The organism is Accumulibacter sp., from assembly GCF_036625195.1.
Lineage (GTDB): Bacteria > Pseudomonadota > Gammaproteobacteria > Burkholderiales > Rhodocyclaceae > Accumulibacter.
On the sequence record NZ_JAZKUG010000001.1, the window covers coordinates 2,526,414 to 2,542,635 of the forward strand.

The following is a 16,222-nucleotide window of genomic DNA, read 5'->3' on the forward strand; positions in this document are numbered from 1 at the left end:
CGGGAAAAGGCGTTCAGGCAACGAGACGGAAGGCCCGGTAATAGTGGTCGTCTTTCAGCCGGCTGAAGAGGCGTAAGGAATAGCCGTCGTACTGTCCGGGATAGAACATCACCAGCGGCTTGTCTTTCATGTGGGCATGCAGCGCAGAGAGCAGTGTGTGGGTGCGAAGCATGGGATAAACGGCGCCGACGTTCCAGAGAATGAGCAGGTCCAGTTCGGCGATGTCGTGCTGGGCCACCAGCCGTTCGGCGAGCTTGTCCTCCTTGAGGACACGGCGTAGCGATTCGAGTGTCTTGGCGTCACCTTGCGCGCGTTGCATCTCGATGGCCTTGTCGAGCAGCTTGCGCTCGTTCAGCAGAGCGATCACGAGGTCGAAGAGATTGACCGCCGCGACCCGGATCGTCGGCTGATGCCTGGTCAGTGCCGGCAAAACGACCTCCTGGAGGAAAGTCCGCACGGCCATCTCGTCCTCGGGCGGGTAGTCGAAGATCCAGAATCCGATCTCGCCGCCGGAACCCTTATTGGCCAACACGTCAGGCGAAGTCAGTTTGGGCAGTATCTGGTTGAGCCGCTCGTTGAGGTCGTGACTCATCGGGTCATGTCCATGATCGCAAGCACCGAAGTTTCACCGTGGCGCTTGAGGTAGCTCACGACGTCGGGATGTAAGTGGGGTGGGGTCAGCCGCAATGTCTTGGTGGAATCCACATAGCGGCCTTCGGCTAGAACGCGCACGATGACCTGTAGCACCTTCGCTTTGGTGGAAGCCCTGAGATTCGCCAGCTCGGGTTCGCGCTGTACACATTCCTCGAGGAAGGCGTCCCAGTCCTTGGCGGGAGACAGGTTCTGCTCGAGCCGGCGAAGTTTTCCGGCATACACGTCAAGCAAGAAGTCGGCGAAGATGCGGCTGTGCTTGATGGCTGCGGCGAACAATAACTGCGTCGCGACCTCCTGCGAACCGGTGGCGATCAGCTTCAACCCCTCCTCCGTTAGCGTGTCGAGGCGTTTGCGGATCAACTGCGCTTGGCGGCGGGCCGTTGCCGGGGTCTTCTTCTGCAGCAGATTGTCGAGCTTGAGGGCATCGAACCACTGCTCCCGGGAAGGATCGGTCAAGAGCAAACGAGCAATCCGGCGGCTTTCGGGCAACATCAAGGAACCGGCAGAGATTTCCGCGTTGTAGACTCCCACTAGATTCCCATTCGGAATTGTTTCTCAGCCCAGGCAATGGTCTTGCATAGCTTGACTCGCCATTGTACGGGAACAGAACACGTGGCCGTACCCCGCTGATGGGACAGCGAGGAAATACACGTTCAGCGGCCACATCGAGAGAAACCATCCGTCACCGGAAAGATTCTGCCCCAGCGAGGCAGCCCGTGCATGATGACCGGCAACAGGCTCACAGGAAGAGCCTGAGTCCAAGTGAAATCGCCCGGAGATGGTCCGCGCGCCGACACCATTGTTGGCCCTGGGCGCGAGCGACCGCCCAAAGTCTCGCGTCGCGAAGACACTCCGGTCGCTCTTCTGACTATCCACAACTGACAGGTGCCTCACCAGGATGTTCCGGCTATGCTATTATCGTGACCATCACGAATAAGAACGGGAGCATACGATCGCCAACGAGAAGGCAGCAGGCATAAAGCGTGGCCGTCCCCCTCAGGGCGATCAAGCGATGACTGCTGCCGAGCGGAAACGCGCGCAGCGCCAGCGTGACGCCCGGGCGGCGACGGACGCCGTCGGCGATGAACAGAACGCGCCATTGCGGGCTCTTCTGGTCATCCTGGGACGGGTCGCAGCGTCAGAATCCGCTCGGCTTTCTGCACAACGCGCCTGGGCAGAAATCGGCCAGCGGTATGGTTTCGTGAATGTCACGGAACAACGGAGCACTGAAACAACACCGTCGAGGAACAAAGGATGAACGAAACGACGAAAGCCGAAAACCTGCGCCCCGGATGGAAGCCAGGGCAGTCCGGCAATCCGAAGGGCCGGCCCAGGGGAAGCCGCAACCGCGTCACCCTGGTCGCACTGGCCGCGATGGAGGACGGCGCCGAGGCCATCGCCAGAAAGGTGGTTGACTTGGCGAAGGAAGGTGACATGAGCGCTGCACGGCTGGTGATCGAGCGGCTGGTTCCAGTGGCCAAGGAGCGCCCGATCTTCCTGGCGCTGCCGGATACGGGCTCTGCCGACGGGATTGCCGAGGCGCAGAACGCCATCCTGCAAGCGGTGGCGGCCGGCGACCTTCTGCCCGGCGAGGCCGCGACTCTGGCCGGCATCGTCGAAGCGCGCCGCAAGGCCGTTGAGACACTAGAACTTGAAGCGCGACTCACCGCACTGGAGAGCAAGAAGTGACGGCAGCACTTGGACGAAGATTGACGAAGCTCGAACAGGAAGCGAATCCTGGAACGAGCGTCGCCGATGCCATACGACAGGTGTATGCCGACCGGCAGGCCGGTATCACGCGACCAGGGCGGGAGTACGTGCCGGGCAGGAGCCGTGTCGCTGACCTAATCCATGAGAGACGCATGGCACGGGGTGAAGCATGAGCGCGGCACTCAACAAACGCCTGTCGAAGGTCGAAGAAATTTCTGCACGTCGCGAAATTGGCACCGGATTGGATAGATGCGTTGAGAAGATGGGAACGAGCCGCGCCGAGATGCTGGCCGAATTCGGTAGTTTGGTCGCGTTTCGTGACTGGCTGGCCGGGCGAATTGCGGCGACCGACCGTCGAGACGAGGTGCAGCAGACAACATCCTCGAACTATCGGCAGTGGCAAGGCGATGGCGCGGTATCGGCGAAATGGGATGCGATTCTTGAACGGCACGAGGCGCTACAGACCGGCGCCCCTCCCGCGAGTCTCTCTTCCCGGAAAGTGGTACTGCAATGAATCCGCTCGCACGGCGGATGGCCAAGCTGGAACGGGCCGCACACCCCGATGCGAATTCCATCGCCATTATCATCTGCCGCATCATCGGCACCGATGGCGATGAGTTTGTCCGCGCGGTCATCGGTGACCAGATCGTCGACCGCCGTGCTGACGAGGGTGAAGACGACTTCGTGGAACGGGCGAAGGTCGAAGCACTGGCGCGCACCGAGCGCCGTCCGTGCCGCGTGCTTCTCCTGCCCGAGCAGGGACTGCAGTGAGCGCCCTGCAACGTCGCCTCGCAAGACTGGAAGACGTTCTGCTGCCGAAGCCCAGACCGGCGGTCTGCATGTTGAGCGAGCCAGCGAGCGATGCCCCGGCCGAGGCATGGGCGGAATACCAGCGACAGGTTGATGAAGCGACAGCCCGCGGGGATTTCCTCATCCTGCTGGTGCCGATGAAGCCGACCGACAGGCCGCGAACCGAGAAGGGTGTGACCTACTGCGGCAGCGAATTCGAGGCGCAGCTTGCTGCAGCGTCGATGCGTCCGTCCCGTCGGGGCAACAAGAGCCTCCTGAGCGACGTGCTCGAGGATCTGCACGGCAATGTGTTCGAACCAAAGTCGCAAGCCGGGGCCTATGCGCCTGGCCATCTTGCGAGCGAACGCGACGAGCAGGAGAACACGTTGCCAGCGATCGCTTGATTTGACGCGAGCGCTGCTGCCAATCAGGCAGCAACGTCGCTGCGATCGGCTCCAGTTCGACGTGGCGATGCCTGTGATCGACTGATCATCGATCGAGGTCGACGCTAGTCTGCCGGCCGACGTGGATCCAGATTGCTCTGATTCGGCTACATGGTGGCTACATAAAGGCTAAACAATAAAAAGGCCACTGTTGAGAGCGGCCTAAGTGCTTGATTTCTTGGTGGAGACAGGCGGGATCGAACCGCCGACCTTCTGATTGCGAACCAGACGCTCTCCCAGCTGAGCTATGCCCCCGAAACCGCACGCATTCTATGCGTCGCGTCACGCAGCGTCAACGCTGCGGGTGCAATCGGAAGTGCGACTGACGCCGGGGCGAGGTGGTTGGCGGTGGCATTCGGCACTAGACAATTGGGTGGAGGTGGGGTAAATAGTGATGGGTTACTTCACCTTGGAGCGAGACCCATGACAGAAAGGTGGTCGGAAATGGAGGGGCGACTCAAGCCGAGTCGGGGTTTGGAAGAGCGGTTTAGAGATCATCCCGAGCTCCAAGCCAAGATCGAGTCTTTGCTGGCGGTGGTCGAGAATGCGGCCGGCGATGTTGAGAAGGCGGCGGAGGCGGAGCGGCGGGTGACGGAGGAATTGCGGCAGTTGGGCAACGAAGCGTTGCACGGCTGGGCGCGACGGCAAGCGCAGCGGAAGGAAGAAGAGGTGGCGCAACAACCGGGCGTGCAGCGGAAGGAAAAAAAACGTCTATTGGCAGACCCGGTACGGACAGATCGAAGTAGCGGAGCAGGTCTTCCGGCAAGGGACGCGCGGGCCGGAGATCCGGCCATTCACGCGTTCGGCGGAGGTGGTCTGCCGGGGCTGCTCGGAGCCGCTGCAGCGAGCGATCGTTGATTTCGGGGCGGACGCGCCCGCGGCGCGCATTCCGCAGAAGCTGAAAGAGCACTACGGTATCGAGGTGTCCGCCAGTACGTGCTGGCCGATCGTCTTGCGGCATGCCGCGACGATCGACGAGCGCCCGAAAGCGGCGGCAAAAATCCCGGCACGAGACGGCGTAGAGCAGTTGATCGGCGAGATCGATGGGAGCATGATTCCCGTCGTGGAGACGGCCGAATCGGACGACCAGAGCGCGAAAGTGGACCGCCGCAAGACCCGCCGGGTGGGCTGGAGGGAAGCGCGTTTGAGTCTGGTCCATGCGCCGGGCTCCGTCACCCCGGTGTTCGGCGCCACCGTGGGCCCGCCCGACCAGGTCGGAGAGACGCTGTTGCGCACGGCGGTTCAGGCCGGACTGGGGCGTAAGACCAAGGTCCATGCGGTCAGCGACGGCGCCGCATGGATTGCGGATCAGGTGAGTGAGCAATTCGGACTGCAAGGCCACTTTCTCGTCGATTTCTACCATGTCTGTGACTACCTGACGGCCGCAGGGGACACGATCGCCGGCACGGCGGCGAGGGCTTGGCTGGAAACGCAGAAGGATCGGCTGAAACAGAACCGCCTCCAGGACGTCGTCGAGGAACTGCAGCGATTCGTCGAGGACGACACCGTTCCCGATGCCAACGCCCCGGTGCGCGCGGCGCATCGCTATCTCACCAATCGCCCGGGGCAGTTCAACTATCAAGACGCGCTCGTGGCCGGGCTGCCAATAGGGTCCGGCGAAATCGAAAGCGCACACCGTTACGTCATCCAGGACCGTCTCAAGCGGGCCGGCGCTTGGTGGAAACTGAAAAACGCCAAGCACATGCTGGCGCTGCGTGTCTGCCGTGCCAACCAGGAGTGGGACCGCTATTGGCAGTCCAGACGTCAACAGGCCGCCTGATCCACAGTCGCACTTCCGATTGCACCCCAACGCTGCCGACGGATCGACCCGCCGCGCGCGTCGCGGTGGTCACTTCCGCGCCTTCGCTCCTGCCGGCACGACGGCGACGGCCATTGCCTCGGAGAACACGCCCTCGACCTGGTCGCCCTTGCTGATCATCTTGAGCTGTTTTGGATCCTTGATCTTCAGAGTGACGGTCCGCAGCGCGCCGCGCAGGGTTACGGTGCCCTTCTTGCGGTCGACCTGTTGTACGTCGGCGATGAACGCCACTTCCTTCGACTCGAAGGCGCCCGGCATCTGGCCCGGCGCGGCCGTGCCCTGTTGCCCGCTGTCGATGCGCTCACGCAACTGGCCACCGCCCTTCCTGAGCGTCATCAGCAGTTCCTGGGAATAGCTGATGACGACCAGGTCGCCGACCTTGATCTGGGCGAAGTTCTTGACCTGGTCTCCGACCACGAACTTCGATTGCTCACCCTTGGTGTCCTTCAGGACGATGGTACGTCCGGCTTGGTCGATCGCCTCGACGGCGAGGGTGACTCTGGCCTCGACGATGCCAGCAAACTGGCCGGGAGCGACCGCGACGAGACCCTGAGCGACGGCCGGCTGGGCGGCTGGCTCCTGTGCAGCGACGGCGAACGGGGAGAGCAGCAATGCAGCAGCAGTTCTCATTTCAAACCCACGCAAGGCGGCGGTTGGCGTAGGCTGGCGCACGAGGATTGCCGTGCCTGGGCGGTGAAGATTGAGGGGAACTCCGGTTTTCTGAAAATAATGCTGGTAAACAGTACGTTATGGTGTTAACCTCGAACTTGATCGAAGTTTTGATGATTTTCAGGCGCCCACCCCATTTCGACCGTTGCCCCCATCCCCTTGCCGAGCCCCGCCGTCGCCTTGATCGAGAAGGTTCGGGATGCATTCCGGGCTTTGCCCGACGGGCGCAAGCCGAGCAACGCCCGGCGCTATGAGATGGAGGATGCGGCCCTGTCGGCCTTCGCCGTGTTTTTCTCGCAAAGTCCGTCCTTCCTCGATAGCCAGGTCAGGATGCAGAAGGAGTTGGGGCGGAACAATGCCTCTTCGCTGTTCGGGGTGCATGAGATTCCCTGCGATAACCAGATTCGCAATCTGCTGGACCCGGTGCCGCCGGAAAGGCTGTACCCGGTCTTGGCCGAGATGGGCGATGCGCTGTACCAGCAAGGCTATCTGGCGGGATTTCGCTCGATCAACGACACCTTGCTGATTGCCCTGGACGGCACTGATTTCTTCTCCTCGGAAAAGATTTCCTGCCCCCGTTGCAGCGAGACGCGCCTGAAGAACGGCAGGGTTCTCCATCGCCACACTGCCGTGACGCCGGTACTGGTGGCGCCGGGCCAGGCGAACGCCATCCCGTTGCCGCCGGAGTTCGTGCAGCGCCAGGACGGCCACGACAAGCAGGACTGCGAACTGGCCGCTTCGGCCCGCTGGCTGGCGCGCTGGGGCGAGCACTACCGCCCGTGGCGCATCACCTATCTGGGTGACGACCTCTACTGCCATCAGTCACATTGCCTGCGGGTGCGGGCGCAACAGGCCGACTTCCTGTTCACCTGCAAGCCCGAATCCCATGCCACGCTCTACGAGTGGGTTGGCGATTTCGAGCGCAACGACCAGCTCGGTCGCGTCGTACAGGCGCGACGTGTCGGCAAGAAGCGCTTTACCGACACCTATCGCTACGCCCATCAAGTGCCCTTGCGCGACACGGACGATGCCGTGATCGCCAACTGGCTGGAACTCGTCACCACCGATGCCAGCGGTGCCATCGTCTTCAAGAACGCCTGGGCCACCTCGCATGCCATCACCGACCACAACGTCGTCGCTCTGGCTTCCGCCGGGCGCGCGCGGTGGAAAATCGAGAACGAGAACAACAACACCCTCAAGACCAAGGGCTACCATTTCGACCACAACTTCGGACACGGCAAACAGTTCTTGGCCAACCTCTTCGCCACCCTGATCTTGTTGGCCTTCTTGGTCCATACCGCCCTCGACTGGATGGACACCCGTTACGCCAAGGTGCGCGCCCTGCTGCCCTCCCGCCGAACCTTCTTCGAACACCTGCGCGCCTTGCTACAGTACCTGCCCTTCGATGACTGGGATCACCTCATGCGCTTCATGCAGCAGCGCCTTGCTCCCAACGCCCCAGACACCAGCTGACTTGCCCCATCCAACAGTTCCGAACCTCACCAACCCCTGCCATGAATTTTGAAATGAGAACTGCTGGCAATGCAGCTGTGGCGATGATGGTGCGGATGGGCATGCGATACTCCGGAAGCTGGGGAATCGGTCGATGGGGGGCGACGGCTGCGGGCCCTGTCACGGCAAGGTCCGGGCGGTGTCGCAGATCGTGCGGTTCAGGGTCCAGGGGTCCTTACTCGCCGCGGCTGGCGACGCGGGCCTTGAATCCGGCGCCGGCAGCGAATTTCGGGACGGTTGTCTGCGGGATGACGATCTTGGCGCCGGATTTCGGGTTCTTTCCTTCACGGGCCGCGCGTTCGCTGGCCTTGAAGGAACCGAAGCCGACCAGCGTGATCGTGTCCCCGCGGGCAACGGCGTCGATGATGGTTTCGAGGACGGCGTCGAGGGCTTTCGCCGATGCAGCCTTGGAGAGCTCGCTGCGGGCGGCGATGGCGTCGATCATTTCGGACTTGTTCATATTAGGCTCCTCGGATGGTTGGAAGGGTCCTTCTCGGGCAGGCATGCTGTCGTCCACCACGGCGGCGCCAGGTGATCCTGTCAGCAATTCAAAGGCAACAATTCTGGCATGGATCAGCTTCGCGCAAGCAAATTTTTTTGCCCCGGGAAGGCCGGTTGTTGCTTGCCGGCAGCGTTCTGGCAGTCGCTTGGCAAGGGCCCCCCACCAACAGCCCAGGGGCCGCGGTGCCAGCCCATGTCTAGCCGGCGCATGCGGCCGGCGCTGCCGGGCCGGCATCCGAGGCGCGATGGTGCCGGGCAAGCAGGGCGCGCAGAAAACGTCCGCTGTGGCTGGCGGTGACGTCGGCGAGCTGTTCCGGCGTGCCCGTGCCGATGATCGTGCCGCCACCGGCACCCCCTTCGGGGCCCAGGTCGATCAGCCAGTCGGCTGTCTTGATCACGTCGAGATTGTGCTCGATCACCACCACTGTGTTGCCGTGGTCAGCGAGCCGGTGCAGCACGCCGAGGAGCAGTTCGATGTCGTGGAAGTGCAGCCCAGTGGTTGGCTCATCGAGAATGTAGAGGGTGCGGCCGGTGTCGCGCTTCGACAGTTCGAGGGCCAGCTTGACCCGCTGCGCCTCGCCGCCGGAGAGGGTGGTTGCCGACTGGCCGAGCGTGATGTAGCTCAGACCGACATCGACCAGGGTCTGCAGCTTGCGTGCGACGACCGGCACCGGGTCGAAGAACTCTCGCGCCATCTCGACGGTCATCTGCAGGACGTCGTGGATGTTCCGGCCCTTGTACAGCACCTCCAGCGTCTCGCGGTTGTAGCGCTTGCCGCGGCAGACGTCGCAGGCGACGTAGACGTCGGGCAGGAAATGCATCTCGACCTTGATGACGCCGTCACCTTGACAGGCTTCGCAGCGTCCGCCCTTGACGTTGAACGAGAAACGGCCGGGCCCATAGCCGCGCGCGCGCGCCTCCGGGACGCCGGCGAACAGCCCCCGGATCGGTGTCAGGAGACCGGTGTAGGTTGCCGGATTGGAACGTGGGGTGCGACCGATCGGGCTCTGGTCGACATTGATCACCTTGTCGAAGTGGTCAAGGCCGACGATCAGGTCATGCTCGGCGGGCTCCGCCGTCGAGCCGTAGATCTGCCTGGCTGCCGCCAGGTAGAGCGTGTCGTTGATCAGTGTCGACTTGCCCGAGCCGGAGACGCCGGTGATGCAGGTGAACAGGCCGACCGGGATTTCGGCCGTGAGGTTGCGGAGGTTGTTGCCGCGGGCGCCGCTGATGCGCAGCATGCGCCCCGGATCGGCTTGCCGGCGTATGGCGTGCAGCCCGATGCCGCGGCGTCCGGCAAGATAGTCGCCGGTGAGTGAGTCCGGGTTGTCGGTGATCGCTGCCGGCGAGCCCTCGGCAACGATATGGCCGCCATGGATGCCGGCCCCGGGGCCGAGGTCGACGACGTGATCGGCGCTGCGGATGGCTTCCTCGTCATGCTCGACGACGATCACCGTATTGCCGATGTCGCGCAGTTGTCGCAGCGTCTGCAACAGGCGCTCGTTGTCGCGCTGATGCAGGCCGATCGATGGCTCGTCGAGGACGTACATGACGCCGGTCAGACCGGAGCCGATCTGCGAGGCGAGGCGGATGCGCTGCGCCTCGCCGCCGGAAAGGGTCTCCGCTGAACGCTCGAGCGACAGGTAGTCGAGGCCGACGTTGATCAGGAACTGCAGGCGACCGACGATCTCCTTGAGCACCTTTTCGGCCACCTGTGCCCTGTTGCCGGGGAGCTGCAGCGAAACGAAGTAGTCGCGTGCCGCGGCGAGGGGCAGGCGATTGATCTCGTGCAGGGTGCGCGCGCTGTCCTGGCTGCCGATGCGCACGTTGCGCGCTTCCTCACGCAGGCGGCTGCCTTGGCAGGCGGGGCAGGTGCGGTTGCTGATTAGGCGTGCCAGTTCCTCGCGCACCGCCAGCGAGTCGGTTTCCTTGTAGCGTCGTTCGAGATTGACGATGATGCCTTCGAAAGCGTGCTCGCGGATGCTCACTCGCCCGCGCTCGTTGAGGTAGCCGAAACGCAGCGTCTCGCGGCCGGAGCCGTAGAGGATGATCTGCCGCAGCTGGTCCGGCAGATCCCGGAAAGGGGTGTCGAGCTGGAAGCCGTAGTGTTCGGCGAGCGAGCGGAGCAGCTGATGGTAGAAGGGGTTGCGCTTGTCCCAGCCGCGGATCGCGCCGGCAGCGAGCGACAGATCGGGGCGGGCGACGACGCGCTGCGGATCGAAGAACTGGATGACGCCGAGCCCGTCGCACTTCGGGCAGGCGCCCATCGGGCTGTTGAACGAGAAGAGCCGGGGCTCCAGCTCCTGGATCGCGTAGGAACAGACTGGGCAGGCGAACCGCGCCGAGAAGAAATGCTCGCGTCCGCCGTCCATCTCGCACGCGATGGCGCGGCCATCGGCGCAGCGCAGCGCCGTTTCGAAGGATTCGGCGAGGCGCTGGCGGATGTCCTCGCGCACCTTCAGGCGGTCGACCACGACGTCGATCGAGTGCTTGTGTGTCCGGGAAAGCCGGGGCAGGGCGTCGATCTCGTGAATCTGTCCGTCGACGCGCAGGCGGGCAAAGCCTTGCGCGCGCAGCTCGGCGAACAGCTCGACCTGCTCGCCCTTGCGGTCGGCGACCACCGGCGCGAGGATCATCAGCCGGCTGCCTTCGGGTAGCGCCAGGACATGATCGACCATCTGCGAGACGGTCTGCGCGGCCAGCGGCAACTGGTGCTCGGCGCAGTAGGGCGTGCCGGCACGGGCGAAGAGGAGGCGCAGGTAGTCGTGGATCTCGGTGACGGTGCCGACCGTCGAGCGCGGATTGTGGCTGGTCGCCTTCTGTTCGATCGAGATCGCCGGCGAAAGTCCCTCGATGAGGTCTACGTCGGGTTTCTCCATGCGCTGCAGGAACTGCCTGGCATAGGCCGACAAGGACTCGACGTAGCGCCGCTGCCCTTCGGCGTAGAGGGTGTCGAAGGCGAGGGACGACTTGCCTGATCCCGACAGCCCGGTGATGACGATCAGGCGGTTGCGCGGCAGGTCGAGGTTGATGTTCTTCAGATTGTGCGTGCGCGCACCACGGATTCGCAGTTGGCTGTGGGTCTGGCTGGGTTCGTCCATCGGGGAGCTGGCCTCGGGCACCGGGGCAAACCTGCTAATATACGCAATTTCGCAGTTTGGCAGCAAACCACATGTCCGCCTCGAGCAACGATCGCATGAGCAGTGAAGAAAGGCTCGCCGGCATCAGCCTGGCGGCGGTCTTCGCGTTGCGCATGCTTGGCCTGTTCCTGATCCTGCCGGTCTTCGCGCTCTACGCCAGCGAATTGCCGTCGGGCAGGGACATGGTGCTCGTCGGGGTGGCGCTCGGTGCCTACGGCCTGACGCAGGCCTGTCTGCAGATCGCCTACGGCGCGGCTTCCGACCACTTCGGCCGCAAGCCGGTGATCGTCTTCGGCTTGCTGCTGTTCGGCATCGGCAGCTTCGTCGCTGCCCTCGCCGACGACATCTATCTCGTCATCGTTGGCCGCGTTCTGCAGGGTGCGGGCGCGATCTCGGCGGCGGTCACGGCGCTTGCCGCCGACCTTACGCGCGAGCAGCACCTGACCAAGGTGATGGCGATGATCGGTTCGTCGATCGGGCTGATGTTTGCCGTGTCGATGGTCGGCGCGCCGCTGCTCTATGCGGCGATCGGCATGCCGGGCATCTTCGCGCTGACCGGCGGGCTGGCTCTGCTGGCGATCTTCGTCGTCCTGCGGGTGGTGCCGACGGCGCCGATGATGCCGCGGCAGCCGGCCTGGCAGAGCTTTGTCGAAGTGCTGTCGCACCAGCAACTGCTGCGACTCAATTTTGGCGTCTTCGCCCTCCACCTGATGCTGACCGCGATGTGGGTGCTGTTGCCGACCGAACTGGTGAAGACGGGCGGTCTGCCGGTCGCCGAGCACTGGAAGGTCTACCTGCCGGCGCTGCTCATCTCCTTCGTCATCATGGTGCCGGCGATCATCGTCGCCGAACGCTTCGCGCGCTTGAAGCTGGTCTTCAACGCCGCGATTGTGCTCTTGCTCTGCGTCCAGGCGGGCTTCGGGCTGTTTGCCGGCGGCCTTTTCGGCCTGGCCTTCTGGCTGATGCTGTTCTTCGTCGCCTTCAACATCCTCGAAGCGACGCAGCCGTCGCTGATTTCGCGCATCGCGCCGCCACATGCCAAAGGTGCGGCGCTCGGGGTTTACAATACCACCCAGGCCCTCGGGTTGTTCCTGGGCGGCGTGCTGGGCGGTGTCCTCGCCAAGTACGCCGGTCCTGGTGCCGTCTGGGCGGGTGGTGTGCTGCTGACACTGGTGTGGCTGATGCTCGGCCTCACGATGGTCATGCCGGCAGCGCGCCAGCGGCCGGCGGCAGCCTGAGAGTGCCTGCAATCGTGGCGATTTTTCCAATACCGTTCAGGGAGGCGACATGGCTTCGGTCAACAAAGTGATCCTGGTGGGCAATCTCGGAGCCGATCCGGAGACCCGTTATCTGCCGAGTGGCGACGCCGTCTGCAACATCAGGATGGCGACCACCGATCGGTCGCGCGACAAGGTGTCGGGCGAATTGAAGGAGTACACCGAGTGGCACCGCGTGGTCTTCTTCGGCAAGCTGGCCGAGACGGCCGGCCAATACCTCAAGAAGGGGCGCCAGGTGTATGTCGAAGGGCGCATCCGGACCAACAAGTGGCAGGACAAGGAAGGCAACGAGCGCTACACGACCGAGATCGTTGCCAACGAGATGAAGATGCTGGGCAGCCGCGAGGGCATGGGCGCACCTGCCGGCGAGGCCGAGTACGGGGGCAGCATGCCATCGGCAGGCGGCCAGGCTGCCGGCCCGGCGCGCAATCCGCCAGCCAGGAAGACGCCGGGCTTCGAAGACATGGACGACGACATCCCATTCTGATCGAACGGCCGCGCAGCGCCGTCACCGTTCGCGGGCGGTTGCTGCAAGAGAAACGGGGTCCGCGCTGCGGACCCCGTTTGCTTTCACCTGCGGGTGACGCCGAATGACTCGCTCTGTCGCTCAGGCGGCGTAGTTCTGCTCGGCGAAGTGCCAGTTGACGAGGTTGCCGAGGAAAGTCTCGACGAACTTCGGTCGCAGGTTGCGGTAATCGATGTAGTAGGCATGCTCCCAGACGTCGATGCACAGCAGTGCCTTGTCGGCGGTCGTCAGCGGCGTACCGGCGGCACCCGTATTGACGATATCGACCGTGCCGTCCGGCTTGCGCACCAGCCAGGTCCATGCCGACCCGAAGTTGCCCACCGCCGATGCCTGGAACGCCTTCGCAAACTCCGCAAAGGAGCCCCAGCGGGCGTCGATCGCTGCTGCCAGCGCGCCGCCCGGAGCGCCACCGCCGTTGGCCCGCAGGCAGTTCCAGAAGAAGCTGTGGTTCCAGACTTGGGCCGAGTTGTTGTAGATGCCGCCTGCCGGGGCCTTGCGGACGATCGCTTCAAGGTCCAGTTCCTCGTACTCGGTTCCCTTGATCAGGTTGTTGAGGTTGGTGACATAGGCCTGGTGGTGCTTGCCGTAGTGATACTCCAGGGTTTCCTGCGACATGTGTGGTGCCAGTGCGTCCATGGCGAAAGGCAGTGGCGGCAGCTTGTGTTCCATCCGTGTTCTCCGTAAGTATTGTCTGTAGCAAAAGGTGTGGCGGGCAGGACCCCTGTTCCGTGCTCGGCCGGGATTCTATGCCGGCCCTGCCTTGCTGGCAAATGAAGCTGCCGGCGCATGGTCGCACGACGCAGCGCACGGGGAAGCGCGGCATCTCCCCCCTGATCCGGGGAAGATCGCTGGCGAGCGGTCGTTGTTGACGGACGTTGTCGGTCCGGACGGATGCCGGCCGCCTACAGTCGGCCATCGTTGCCAGAGACGGCCAGCACCATCGCGTCCGCTCGTCCATCGTGCAGGAAGACAGCGATCTCCTCGCCAGGTTCCAGCATCGAGCTGGCATGGACGATCTGCTGCTGGCCGTTGGTGACGATGCTGTAGCCGCGAGCCAGAACCGCCCGCGGGTCGAGCTGCGACAGGCCGGCCTGCAGGCGGCCCAGTTCGGCCATTCTGCCGTCGAGGGTCTGCCGCCCCGCCCGTTCGAGATGCGACGCCAGCGACTGCAGTCGCAGCCTCTGTTGCGCCAGGTCGGGGCGGTTCTGGTGCAGGCGATGCTCGAGCTTGGCCAGCGTTCCGCGTGCCCGCGTGCTGCCCAACAGGAGGCCGGCGGCGAGGCGGCGCCGCTGGTTGTGCAGCGCTTCCCGCTGGCGCGCGAGGGATTGCCCCGGGTGCTGCAGGCGGCGGGCCAGCCAGTCGAGCTGCTGGGCGCGCTGGTTGAACGCCTGTGTCGCTTGGCGACGCAGCGCGAGGTGGTCTGCGAACAACCGCGCCAGTAAGGCACTGCGTTCCGGGGCGGCCATTTCGGCTGCCGCGGTCGGCGTTGCCGCGCGCCGATCGGCGGCAAAGTCGGCAATCGTGAAGTCGGTCTCGTGACCGATGCCGCTGACGACGGGCAGCGGACAGGCGCGGATGGCGCGGGCGACAGTCTCGTCGTTGAACGCCTGGAGGTCTTCCAGGCTGCCGCCACCGCGGCAGAGGATCAGCAGGTCGCATTCGTCGCGCTCGCCGGCACGGCGAATGGCATCGGCGATCAGCGCCGCAGCGCCGTCACCCTGGACGGGTGTCGGATAGACGACGATCCCCACTTGGCCGGCCCGCCGGCCGAGCGTGCTGAGGACGTCGCGCAGGGCTGCTGCCTGCGGCGAGGTGACGATGCCGATGCGCCGGGGAAAGGCCGGCAGGGAGCGCTTGAGTGCGCTGTCGAAAAGTCCCTCGCGGGCGAGTCTTTCCTTCAGGCGAAGAAAGCTCTCGTAGAGGTTCCCCTGGCCCGCACGGCGCGCCGCCTCGATGTTGAGCTGGAAATCTCCACGCGCCTCGTAGAGGGTGACCAGCACCCGTGCCTCGACGTGCTGGCCGTTCTCGAGACGCCAGCCGAGCAGTTGCGCCCGGTTGCGGAACATCACGCAGCGGACCTGCGCCGCGCTGTCCTTGAGCGAGAAATAGACGTGTCCGGAAGCGGCATAACTCAGGTTCGACACTTCACCGGCGACCCAACACAGCGGGAAGGCGGCTTCGAGGCGCTCGCGCGCCAAGCGGTTGAGTACGGACACGGGGATCACCGCTGCGGGCGGCTCGCAGGTGGCTCGGCCTGACGGAAAATCTTCCATGGCCGGATTCTACATCGCCGCATCCGGCTCGCGCTCGCCAGCGCCGCCGCGCAGAGGTTCCGGCAGCGGCTGCAGCGCTGCGCTTGCCCGCTTCTCCGGCAGACGGCAGCGATCTTCCTCGATCGGCACTGGTCTTCCTCACCAACAGGTTCTCGGATGATCTGAGCACCGATGATGGGGACGAGTCTGCGCTGCCGGCAAGTGCCGTCGTCGCCTGCTGCCGCGGACGGGGCTTGCCGCAGGCTTCGTCGCAGGCTAAAGTGACCGCCTGTCCCCATCTTGCGGAGCGAACGGGTGTTTTCCATCATTCAGGCTGCTGGCTGGCCGATCTGGCCCTTGCTGTTGGCGTCAATCATTGCCGTGGCGTTGATCATCGAGCGCCTGGCGGCTTTGCGGCGCAGCAAGGTCGTCCCCGCCGGGCTGTTGCAACGGGTCGTCGCCGAGTACCGGCAGAACGGCGCGAGCGCGGCACTGGTTGGCAACCTGGAGACGCATTCCCCGCTCGGTCGCATCCTCGCCGCCGGCCTGCGCAACGTCGGCAGTTCGCGCGAGGTGATGCGGGAAACGATCGAGGAAACCGGTGCGGTCGTCCTGCACGACCTGGAGCGCTACCTGACGACGCTCGGCACGATTGCCTCGATCAGCCCGTTGATGGGTCTCTTCGGGACCGTCGTCGGTATGATCGAGATCTTCGGTTCGCAGGCGCCCGGCGGCAGCAACCCGATCCAGTTGGCGCACGGGATCTCGATCGCGCTCTACAACACGGGTTTCGGGCTGCTGATCGCCATTCCCGGGATGATCTTCTGGCGCCATTTCAGGGCGCTGGTGGACGGCTATGTCGTCGAGATGCAGCAGCAGGCGGTCCGTCTGGTCGAGGTACTGCACGGTGAACGCAGGGCTTGACGGAAG

17 protein-coding genes and 1 tRNA gene are annotated in these 16,222 nt (G+C 64.2%); 10 read left to right on the plus strand and 8 right to left on the minus strand.

The window, feature by feature from the left end:
- Nucleotides 1–13 precede the first annotated feature (13 nt).
- Entirely contained in the window at nucleotides 14–592 is a 579-nt protein-coding gene (locus V5B60_RS11180; RefSeq protein WP_332347070.1) for a DUF1788 domain-containing protein, read from the minus strand.
- Nucleotides 589–1,185 carry a DUF1819 family protein gene (locus V5B60_RS11185; protein ID WP_332347071.1) on the minus strand — a complete coding sequence of 199 codons (597 nt, stop codon included), beginning with the start codon at nucleotides 1,183–1,185 and terminating at the stop codon, nucleotides 589–591. The genes V5B60_RS11180 and V5B60_RS11185 overlap by 4 nt, the downstream gene beginning before the upstream one ends.
- A gap of 723 nt (nucleotides 1,186–1,908) precedes the next feature.
- Between V5B60_RS11185 and V5B60_RS11190 the strand changes: the two genes are divergently transcribed.
- From V5B60_RS11190 to V5B60_RS11205, 4 genes are all read left to right on the plus strand, one after another.
- Nucleotides 1,909–2,343: a DUF5681 domain-containing protein gene (locus V5B60_RS11190; protein ID WP_332347072.1), complete on the plus strand. Its 435-nt coding sequence runs from the start codon at nucleotides 1,909–1,911 to the stop codon at nucleotides 2,341–2,343.
- A 190-nt stretch (nucleotides 2,344–2,533) separates the two neighbouring features.
- Complete coding sequence (locus V5B60_RS11195) at nucleotides 2,534–2,878, plus strand: hypothetical protein (protein WP_332347073.1); 345 nt, start codon at nucleotides 2,534–2,536, stop codon at nucleotides 2,876–2,878.
- Nucleotides 2,875–3,135 carry a hypothetical protein gene (locus V5B60_RS11200; RefSeq protein ID WP_332347074.1) on the plus strand — a complete coding sequence of 87 codons (261 nt, stop codon included), beginning with the start codon at nucleotides 2,875–2,877 and terminating at the stop codon, nucleotides 3,133–3,135. Before V5B60_RS11195 ends, V5B60_RS11200 begins: the two co-directional genes overlap by 4 nt.
- A 68-nt stretch (nucleotides 3,136–3,203) precedes the next feature.
- A complete protein-coding gene (locus tag V5B60_RS11205; protein ID WP_332347075.1) occupies nucleotides 3,204–3,557 on the plus strand; it encodes a hypothetical protein in 354 nt (117 codons plus the stop codon).
- Nucleotides 3,558–3,775: 218 nt separating this feature from the next.
- Here the strand turns inward: V5B60_RS11205 and V5B60_RS11210 are convergent.
- Nucleotides 3,776–3,851: transfer RNA gene (locus V5B60_RS11210), tRNA-Ala, on the minus strand.
- A 168-nt stretch (nucleotides 3,852–4,019) separates the two neighbouring features.
- On the opposite strand from V5B60_RS11210, the gene V5B60_RS11215 reads away from it, so the two are divergent.
- The gene (locus tag V5B60_RS11215; RefSeq protein WP_332345299.1) at nucleotides 4,020–4,454 is read left to right on the plus strand and encodes a hypothetical protein; all 435 of its coding nucleotides are present in this window, start codon (nucleotides 4,020–4,022) and stop codon (nucleotides 4,452–4,454) included.
- Complete coding sequence (locus tag V5B60_RS11220) at nucleotides 4,408–5,376, plus strand: ISKra4 family transposase (RefSeq protein ID WP_332347076.1); 969 nt, start codon at nucleotides 4,408–4,410, stop codon at nucleotides 5,374–5,376. The genes V5B60_RS11215 and V5B60_RS11220 overlap by 47 nt, the downstream gene beginning before the upstream one ends.
- Before the next feature lie 69 nt (nucleotides 5,377–5,445).
- Here the strand turns inward: V5B60_RS11220 and V5B60_RS11225 are convergent, their stop codons facing one another.
- Nucleotides 5,446–6,045 (minus strand): hypothetical protein, encoded by a 600-nt coding sequence (locus tag V5B60_RS11225; protein ID WP_332347077.1) that lies wholly within the window; start codon nucleotides 6,043–6,045, stop codon nucleotides 5,446–5,448.
- Nucleotides 6,046–6,264: 219 nt separating this feature from the next.
- Between V5B60_RS11225 and V5B60_RS11230 the strand changes: the two genes are divergently transcribed.
- The gene (locus tag V5B60_RS11230) at nucleotides 6,265–7,557 is read left to right on the plus strand and encodes an ISNCY family transposase (protein ID WP_434735324.1); all 1,293 of its coding nucleotides are present in this window, start codon (nucleotides 6,265–6,267) and stop codon (nucleotides 7,555–7,557) included.
- 214 nt (nucleotides 7,558–7,771) lie between these two features.
- On the opposite strand, the gene V5B60_RS11235 is transcribed toward V5B60_RS11230, so the two are convergent.
- Nucleotides 7,772–8,056 carry an HU family DNA-binding protein gene (locus V5B60_RS11235; protein WP_332347078.1) on the minus strand — a complete coding sequence of 95 codons (285 nt, stop codon included), beginning with the start codon at nucleotides 8,054–8,056 and terminating at the stop codon, nucleotides 7,772–7,774.
- Between the two features lie 238 nt (nucleotides 8,057–8,294).
- Nucleotides 8,295–11,198: an excinuclease ABC subunit UvrA gene (gene uvrA, locus V5B60_RS11240; RefSeq protein WP_332347079.1), complete on the minus strand. Its 2,904-nt coding sequence runs from the start codon at nucleotides 11,196–11,198 to the stop codon at nucleotides 8,295–8,297.
- A gap of 95 nt (nucleotides 11,199–11,293) precedes the next feature.
- On the opposite strand from uvrA, the gene V5B60_RS11245 reads away from it, so the two are divergent.
- Nucleotides 11,294–12,475, plus strand: coding sequence for an MFS transporter (locus tag V5B60_RS11245; RefSeq protein WP_332347080.1), 1,182 nt, complete (start codon nucleotides 11,294–11,296; stop codon nucleotides 12,473–12,475).
- Between the two features lie 49 nt (nucleotides 12,476–12,524).
- Entirely contained in the window at nucleotides 12,525–13,001 is a 477-nt protein-coding gene (gene ssb / locus V5B60_RS11250) for a single-stranded DNA-binding protein (RefSeq protein ID WP_332347081.1), read from the plus strand.
- 120 nt (nucleotides 13,002–13,121) lie between these two features.
- Here ssb and V5B60_RS11255 read toward each other — a convergent pair whose 3' ends face one another.
- Nucleotides 13,122–13,709, minus strand: coding sequence for a Fe-Mn family superoxide dismutase (locus V5B60_RS11255; protein ID WP_332347082.1), 588 nt, complete (start codon nucleotides 13,707–13,709; stop codon nucleotides 13,122–13,124).
- 233 nt (nucleotides 13,710–13,942) lie between these two features.
- Nucleotides 13,943–15,313, minus strand: coding sequence for an exodeoxyribonuclease VII large subunit (xseA, locus tag V5B60_RS11260; RefSeq protein ID WP_434735325.1), 1,371 nt, complete (start codon nucleotides 15,311–15,313; stop codon nucleotides 13,943–13,945).
- 294 nt (nucleotides 15,314–15,607) lie between these two features.
- On the opposite strand from xseA, the gene V5B60_RS11265 reads away from it, so the two are divergent.
- Nucleotides 15,608–16,216, plus strand: a complete 609-nt coding sequence (locus tag V5B60_RS11265; protein WP_332347084.1) for a MotA/TolQ/ExbB proton channel family protein — start codon at nucleotides 15,608–15,610, stop codon at nucleotides 16,214–16,216.
- Nucleotides 16,217–16,222 lie beyond the last annotated feature (6 nt).